This is a genomic window from Bradyrhizobium sp. (assembly GCF_019244115.1).
GTDB lineage: Bacteria > Pseudomonadota > Alphaproteobacteria > Rhizobiales > Xanthobacteraceae > Bradyrhizobium.
Genome location: NZ_JAFATE010000005.1, coordinates 1 through 5,266 on the forward strand (window position 1 = coordinate 1; position 5,266 = coordinate 5,266).

Sequence of the window (5,266 nt, forward strand, 5' to 3'; positions counted from 1 at the left end):
GCGCCATCAATGCCGGTCAGTTCAACGATCGCGACCTTTATCCCTGGGTTCACACCATCGAAGGGACGTTGCATGTCGCAAACGGCGCGTTTCCGGGCATCCGCGGCAAGAACCTGCACGACATGCGGGATCAGGACGGCAAGTTCACGACCCAGGACTTCATGAGGATCGCCACCACGCCGCCCTATCACGGCTGGAGCGATTTCCGCTGGAAAAATCCGCAAACCGGCTCGATCGACGACAAATCGGCCTGGGTCGAGCGCATGGGCGATTATTTGGTCGGCGTCGGCATCTACAAGGGCGAGCAGCCCAACAAGAACACCATCGGCCTGATCTCCGGCAGTCCCAACTCGGACGACACCTATCTGCAGATGGCGTATGATCTCGCCGACGTCCTCAACGACGGCGACAATCTGCGCATCCTGCCGATCGCTGGCATTGGCGGCCCGCGCAACATCCGCGACGTGCGCTATGTGCGCGGCGTCGATATCGGGCTGACGCAAACCAACATCCTGAACAATTTCCGCCGCTCCAACGAGCGGCTCGGCCAATTCGACGACAAGATCGTCTACATCGCAAAACTGTTCAATGAGGAGGTCCATCTCGTCGCAAGGCCCGACATCACCTCGCTTGCGCAGCTCAAAGGCCTCAAGGTCAACCTCGACGCAAGGGGCAGCGGCACGAGCTACTCGATGCGCGACCTCTTCAATGCACTCGGCATCGATGTCCAGGAAGTCAGCCTGTCGCAGGTCGAAGCCATCGAAAAGGTCAAGAGCGGCGAGATCGCCGCCACGGCGCTGATCGCGGGCAAGCCGGTCCGTTCGATGTCGAAACTCGGCGGCCAGGACGGGCTGCATCTCGTGCCGATCCCCTATCCCAAGCAGCTCCAGGACGACTACCTGCCGGCGGCCCTCACCCATGAGGACTATCCGGAACTCATTGCACGCGGCGAGACCATCAACACCGTAGCAGTCAGCGCGGTGCTGATCGCGTATAACTGGCCGAAGACCAATGTCGATCGCTACGAGCGCGTGCAACGCTTCGTGGAGGCGTTCTTTCCAAAAATCGCCGAGTTCCAGAAGCCGCCACGCCACGTCAAATGGCGCGAGGTCAATCTGACGGCGACCTTGCCGGGCTGGAAACGGTTTGACGCAGCGCAGGCCTGGCTCGACCAGCACGTGGGCGGCGACACCAATGGCGGCCTGTCGGCCGGCGCCGAGCAAGCCGCCGGCTCGCGCCAGGCCGCTGCGTCCACCGGCGTGTCTGCGGGTAGTGGCACCACCCTGCCGGATCGGAGCACGGCACTCTACCAGGAATTTTTGCGGTGGCGGCAGGCGCGGGGCAAGTGACAGGCGCGGTTCCGCGCGCCGAAGCCAACGTCGTTCGGATGAGCACAGCGATATCCAGGTCTGTCGTCGGCTTGTGTACCCGAATGTCGCGCCGCTCATCCGGGCTGAGTTTCACGGGGCAGATAGAAGCCGGCCACGGCCACTATCTTTCCGACGATCGAAAGACCGCTGGGCGCGACTTCGAGACAGAGCGATGCGCCAACGAATTTGGCAAGGCGGCAAGTGACCCAACTCTCACCCGGTTCATCCGCCTTGCCCGGGCCACATCGGCCAGGGCACGATCGAGCTTCCCCATTCGATAAAGCACGATGCCACGATTGATGTAGGCGATCATGAATTTCGGGTTGAGTGCGATCGCCCGATCGAAGTCCGCAAGCGCAAGTTTCAGGTCGCCGTTGCGATAGGCATTGACTCCCTGCGCGTGCATCACTGCGCTCGAATCGGTCTTGTCATGGGGTTCGACGGCAATCTTTGTGCCGTCCGCATCTTCGTGCCGTGCCGGCGGGATTGGGTCTGGCATGGGGACGTCCGGCGTCTCCGGCTGTTTCGCCACCGTCGCAGTCTTCGCGTTGCGGTCGGCGGGCGCGTTGTTGTCGTTGGCGCCCAACGGAGGCGGGAGATCATCCGGAGGTTTGGCCTGCGTTGCGATCTCGGCGTTGCGGTCGGCCGCCGCGTTCTCCTCGTTCGCATCCGGCCGGGACGCGACCTGATGCTGTTCCTCCGCCGGCTTGTCGGCCTCGGCCTTTCGATCGGCCGGCCCGTCGATGTCGTAGGCGCCCCATCGCTTGAGGAAGTCATCCCGCGTCTCTGCCGCTCCGGTGATTTCCGGGCCGCGGCTTGCGCTGTCCTCGTTAAAGTCCGGCCGGGCGGAACGGCTGTTGAATGCAATCTCGGCCGGCCCGCGGGAAGGCTCATCAGCCTGTCCGGCCCGAGACGGCACCGCGGCCATCGGCGCGAACAGAACATGCATGCAAACTGCGACAATCGAAATGCCCGCAAGTCCGATCATCGTATAGGCGAAGTTGCGGATCCTCGCGGCTCTCCGTTCCTGCTCGAGCTCGCGGCGCGCCTGCTCCAGCAGATGATCATAGGCAGCGCGCTGATCGGTGTCGCCCAGGATTTCCATGGCGCGGACGATGAGCCGGAAATTCAGCGCCGCTTCGGGATCGTTCGGACGGATGTCGGGATGAACGCCCTTGACTGCCTCGCGAAAGGCTTTCCTGAGATTGCCGGCGTCGTCACCGGGAAGCGCTTCGAGCAGATTATAGAGCGTCGTCATGGTTCCGCTGCCCGTCGAGGCTTTGCGATTGCTCCGCAAATGGCTCTGTCTGAAAGTCGGCACACGGACGTGCAAAAGACGAGAGCGAATGGGGGAATCGTGCGAATCCAGTACGGCGGAAAAGTGGCCTGAAACGCGCAGCAGTCGAGTGCCATGCGTTTCGCTGCTCATCGACGCGCGCCAATACATGGCTCCAGCCCGTCGGACGGGCTCGCGGACTTCAAGCGCGATGGAATGAGGTCACCGCCGTCTCACTTTGGGGCCTTGATTGCCCATCTGCGGAAAACCGCTAGATTGACCGCTGCCGTCTCAGGGCGAAATGCAGGTCGAGATGCCGCCGATTGGCCGAAGGCGAGCACGGTTCCATACGCATAGCGTTCAGCGGCGGCCCAAAACGTCGAGAAGAGACGCTCGTCGGCGTTTTGGCAGCAAGAGACGATTCGCTGGAGGTTTGTCGATGATCACTGACGCGCAGTTCGAGTCGTTACGCCAAGACGGCTGGGCGCTATTCCCGGGCGCCGTGTCCAGTAATCTCGTCAGGCCGGCGATCGAGGCGATCAAGGCGGACTGCGCTCACAACTGTGATCCCGCGCGGCAGCGGGAGTACGACAACATTTCCTTCTGCCCCGATCTTCGCGACAAGCCGCCAATCAGTGAACTCCTGACTCATTCGACGGCAAGGCCCATCCTCGATCGTGTCCTCGATTGGAACGAGATCGAGTTTTCTCCCGGACAGATCGCAATAAGGCAGGCCCATAACACGGACAAGCCCTACCCGCCCGTGCCGCATATCGATGGCACCGGCACCGGGGCAAACGGCCGCCCTGCCGAAAGCCCGATCAGCAACTTTACAGCTCTTCTCGGAGTGTTCTTGACGAGGGTGGACGGCGAGTTTGCCGGCAACTTCACGGTCTGGCCGGGCTCACACCACCGGCTTGAAGCTTATTTCCGAAATCGCGGTCCAAGGGCAATGCACGAGGGAATGCCACAGATTGACCTCGGGCAATCGAGGCAGCTTTTTGCCAATCCCGGCGATGTCATTCTGTGTCACTACCAACTGGCCCACGCTGCCGCGGTCAATCTATCGGCCAATGACCGGATCGCGATCTATTTTCGCGTCTGGTTCAAGGGAATCGAGACACGGCGGTGGGAGCTTTTGACCAACATCTGGGATGGTTGGAAAATCTGAATTCGGTCATCGAGCAAACTTATGGTTATGGCCCGATGCAGCCGATTGGCTTGATCGGGCCAAGCACCAGCTTCTGAATGAAGACCGCGCCCGCTCAACGTTCAATAACGACCACCATTGCGCTCCTGTTGCTTGATCCAGTCCGATAATGTCGTTGGTGCTGATCCGGAGCGCGCGCGACCCGATTGGCTCGACTTTGCTTTGGGGTTGTTCCGGATTGTCTGTTCTCGCTGACGCAACGCGGCCTCCGTCGGCGAGGCAGCTTTTGCAGCAACGGCGAGTTTGTCCGCGGCCTCCTTTTCCAGACGAAGTTTTCTGAGGCGCTCCATCTTCTCGCGTTCCGCCTCCAGACCCGGGTCTGAATGCGTCTTCTGATGCGCCTCCTCGGCCGAGACCAACAGCGCGATGATGGCGCCTTCGCCAAGCGCTTTGCAGGCTTCCAATCGATGCAGCCCCTCGACCAGCACGAGGCGGTCTTCATCGGGCCGAACGAGAATTGGAGTCTGTTGCCCGATTTCCAGCATGCTCTCCGCGATTTCCTGAACCACCTCGGGCTTAAGCGTTTTCCTCCGCTTCACGGGAACGTAGATCTTGTCGATCGGGAAGCTTTCCGGTTTGAGCACAGCTTCACCTCCGTCATGGTCGAGCCCGTCCAACGCACCAGACTGCTTGGACTATGGGTCCGAAAAGCGGAGCCGCCACTCGCGGGCGAATGGAGGCGCCGGGCGCGAACCCATACATTAATGACATGCCGTTGCCTCCCGCAAGCGTGGCGGGCTTGCCCTCGAACTGGAGCAGTGATTCGTCCAAGCGGCCCCAGTTGCGCGATTTTCGGTGCCGCAACCCCTCGCGTTGGTTCCGGACACAGCAAAATCCGGGTGTTAAAAATCAAATGTTCGAAAGCGATGCAGCGTTGATTCTACCGTCAAGCCCCCTGCGAAAAAATATTTTGCTTCCGTTTTTCGGAAATATGTGGTTGTGTATCGGCGTCCCGTGCTCATGAAGAGGGGCGGACGCGTCGTCACGAACGTGGAGCGCGGGATGCGATGGACGTAGCGGTGTCGCGCGACGAGCGATATCGGTACGGACGGCGAAGTCGTGTGGTCCCGGCCTCCCGACGCTGAGGCCAAGCGCGCAGGCGTTACGAACGCAGCGCGCGACGGGGGCAAGAAAGCCCGGTCCCCGAGGAGAGCACGAAGGACACCGTTAAAACCGTTGCGCAGGGAAGGCCGGTTGATTGGCTGAACCTGTGGTAACTGCCGCCAGCTTTTTCTTTGCTGGCGGGCCATGGGTGCGGCCAGCCACCCGGCCTTCCCCATAGGCGTTAAGATAGCACGGGCATCGATTGATATCGACGTTTTCGTGGAGGCTCGTAGAGATGCCTGCGGAGTGTCCGTTTGCAGTGACGCAAGCAGCGGATGGTTGGCTGTGGGATAATTGCCTGTCGCA

The 5,266-nt window shown here is 61.1% G+C and carries 4 protein-coding genes and 1 pseudogene; 2 read left to right on the forward strand and 3 right to left on the reverse strand.

The annotated features are described in order from the left end of the window. Positions 1–1,349 (forward strand): TAXI family TRAP transporter solute-binding subunit (locus JOZ76_RS00130; protein ID WP_291696610.1); only part of this gene is annotated, 1,349 nt, incomplete at its 5' end. A gap of 142 nt (positions 1,350–1,491) precedes the next feature. Here the strand turns inward: JOZ76_RS00130 and JOZ76_RS00135 are convergent. Together JOZ76_RS00135 and JOZ76_RS38075 are read right to left on the reverse strand one after the other, a co-directional pair. Beyond that, complete coding sequence (locus tag JOZ76_RS00135; RefSeq protein WP_291696612.1) at positions 1,492–2,298, reverse strand: tetratricopeptide repeat protein; 807 nt, start codon at positions 2,296–2,298, stop codon at positions 1,492–1,494. A 195-nt stretch (positions 2,299–2,493) separates the two neighbouring features. Continuing rightward, positions 2,494–2,817: pseudogene (locus tag JOZ76_RS38075) on the reverse strand (J domain-containing protein); the annotation flags it as partial. A 268-nt stretch (positions 2,818–3,085) separates the two neighbouring features. Between JOZ76_RS38075 and JOZ76_RS00145 the strand changes: the two are divergent. Beyond that, on the forward strand, positions 3,086–3,817 hold the full coding sequence (locus JOZ76_RS00145) for a phytanoyl-CoA dioxygenase family protein (protein ID WP_291696611.1): 732 nt from the start codon (positions 3,086–3,088) through the stop codon (positions 3,815–3,817). 101 nt (positions 3,818–3,918) lie between these two features. On the opposite strand, the gene JOZ76_RS00150 is transcribed toward JOZ76_RS00145, so the two are convergent. Then, a complete protein-coding gene (locus JOZ76_RS00150; RefSeq protein ID WP_291696613.1) occupies positions 3,919–4,440 on the reverse strand; it encodes a ParB N-terminal domain-containing protein in 522 nt (173 codons plus the stop codon). Positions 4,441–5,266: the final 826 nt, after the last annotated feature.